This is a genomic window from Streptomyces sp., assembly GCF_019510245.1.
In the GTDB taxonomy this organism is placed as follows: Bacteria; Actinomycetota; Actinomycetes; order Streptomycetales; family Streptomycetaceae; genus Streptomyces.
On sequence record NZ_JAEKKT010000482.1, the window covers coordinates 1 to 1973 of the forward strand.

General features: G+C 68.5%; 2 protein-coding genes and 1 pseudogene. 1 reads left to right on the plus strand and 2 read right to left on the minus strand.

From position 1 onward, the window contains the following. A pseudogene (locus tag JF597_RS54355) lies at positions 1–266 on the minus strand (molybdenum cofactor biosysynthesis protein); the annotation flags it as partial. A 171-nt stretch (positions 267–437) separates the two neighbouring features. Between JF597_RS54355 and JF597_RS54360 the strand changes: the two are divergent. Then, positions 438–1280 carry a 2OG-Fe(II) oxygenase family protein gene (locus JF597_RS54360; protein ID WP_294014535.1) on the plus strand — a complete coding sequence of 281 codons (843 nt, stop codon included), beginning with the start codon at positions 438–440 and terminating at the stop codon, positions 1278–1280. A gap of 261 nt (positions 1281–1541) precedes the next feature. On the opposite strand, the gene JF597_RS54365 is transcribed toward JF597_RS54360, so the two are convergent. Beyond that, positions 1542–1973, minus strand: a 432-nt coding sequence (locus tag JF597_RS54365) for an aldo/keto reductase (RefSeq protein ID WP_294014537.1), incomplete at its 5' end; no start/stop codon positions are given.

The following is a 1973-nucleotide window of genomic DNA, read 5'->3' on the forward strand; positions in this document are numbered from 1 at the left end:
CCGGCGTCGACGTCCACGCCTTCGAGCAGGACGTTGCGGCGGGCGGCGGCGAGGCCGGCACCCCACGGACGCAGGACCGCGGCGTCCATGATCGTGACGGCGCCACGGCGATGGGCTCGCTGATTGAAGTACCGGTCGCCGACGACGCCGAGGCCGGCGCGCACCTCGATGCGCTCCACGGTCTCGTCCGGCAATGGAGGTAGGTCTGCCGTAGGGCGGCCGTCCAGACGATGGCGGGGCGAGACCAGCAGCTCGACGATGCGCACGCTCGCCTCCCATCGAGGTCCTGGGTCTTTCGACCCATCTTTTCGCCCAACCTGGCAACCGGGTGGCCGGTTGGCGGGTGAATTCGGATTCGGTCTGTATCGTGGCGCGGGGCTGTGGCCCCGGAGCACGACCCTCATCGATCCCCATTCCCCACAGGGAAGGACCCCCGAATGACCCACACCGCGCCTCCTGCTGCCGACACCACGATCGAGCAAGCAGCCCGCGACATCCTCGACCAGGGCTACGCCGTCGTGAAACTCCGCGATGTCGACGCCTTCAACCTGCACCGGGCCATCTCCACGGCGGTCGAATTCTTCGAGCGCCCGCAGGAGGACAAGAACGCGCACGGCAGCACCGACCACAACTACGGCTACCGGCCGTTCGGCATCGAGTACTCCGTCAGCCCGGACCGTCCGGACATGAACGAGTGCTTCACCGTCTGGGCCAGCCGCCTCGACCTGATCCCGAACGCCGCCGACATCGAGGACCTCACCGACTCCTTCCTGTCTTGGCGCGATTCGTTGGCGCCGATCGTCAAGGCGGTTCTCGACGAAGTGGCGCGGAGCTTCGGCGCCGACGCGCCGGCCTTCGAGAAGGCGTCGTACCTGCAGATCAACTACTGCATTCCGACGCCGGCCGAGCGGGACCTGCTGCAGGACAAGCACGAGGACGGCCACATGGTCACCGTGCTGCACGCGACCGCGCCGGGCCTCGAGATCTACACCAACGACGAGATCAAGCCGATGCTGCCGGCGAAGGACGAGATCGTGATCATGCCGGGTTCGGTGCTCACCGCACTGTCCGGCGGCAAGATCGAGCCGCTCTACCACCAGGTGCGCAACCACTGCCTGGGCGAGGGCGAGCGCCAGTCGCTCATGTACTTCGTGAATCCGGAGATCGACGAGCCGCTGTTCGGTTGGCTCGATTCGGACGAGGGCGAGCGCGTCGACATCCGCGAGCACGTGCAGAACGCGCCGTCGATGTTCGGCCTGCCGCCGGTCGAGGCGCTGTAGCCTCCTCTCGCTGCGAAGCCCCTGCGCCCGTCGGTGCGGGGGCTTCGTGCCGTCCGCGACGGGTTGGTTGGCCGGTGCGGTTCGCCGGTGCGGCCGCGTGCGCCGTGGTGCCCGCGTGCCTCCGCCGACCTCCCCAAGCCGTGATCAACTCGCCGGTTGCCACATTCCGGTGTGGCTATCAGCGAGATGATCACCGGATGCGCGTCGTCCCCCGCGGCGGACGGCGAAGTGCAGGAAGATCGCCAGAGGATGTCGTGCGGGTCATCCGGTGATCTCGGAAAGCTCCTCGAGATCGTCCGCCGTCGGCCGCCACGCACCGGCGGCGACGTTGCGGACGACCTGTTCGCGGGACGTGGCTCCGGCGATCACACTGGCGACTGCCGGCCGCGCGGCGAGCCCCCCGATCGCGACGTCCAACAACTCGACACCGCGCGAGGCGGCGAAGCTCGACAACGCCTCGAGGACGTCGAAGGTGTCGTCGGTGAGATCGGACTCGCGTCCCCACGCCGCCAGCCGGCTGTCGGCCGGGGCCGGCTCGCCGCGACGGTACTTGCCGCTGAGCAGTCCGCTCGCCAACGGGAAGTACGGCAGGAGCCCGATTCCGTATTCGACCAGCGCCGGCACGAGGTCCTGCTCGATGCCACGGCGCAGCCAGCTGTACTCGTTCTGTGCACTGACGAAGCGCTCGAACCC

Bases quoted from the DNA above. Each gene is read 5' to 3' on its own strand.
- JF597_RS54360 (WP_294014535.1), top strand. From the start codon at position 438: ATGACCCACACCGCGCCTCCTGCTGCCGACACCACGATCGAGCAAGCA.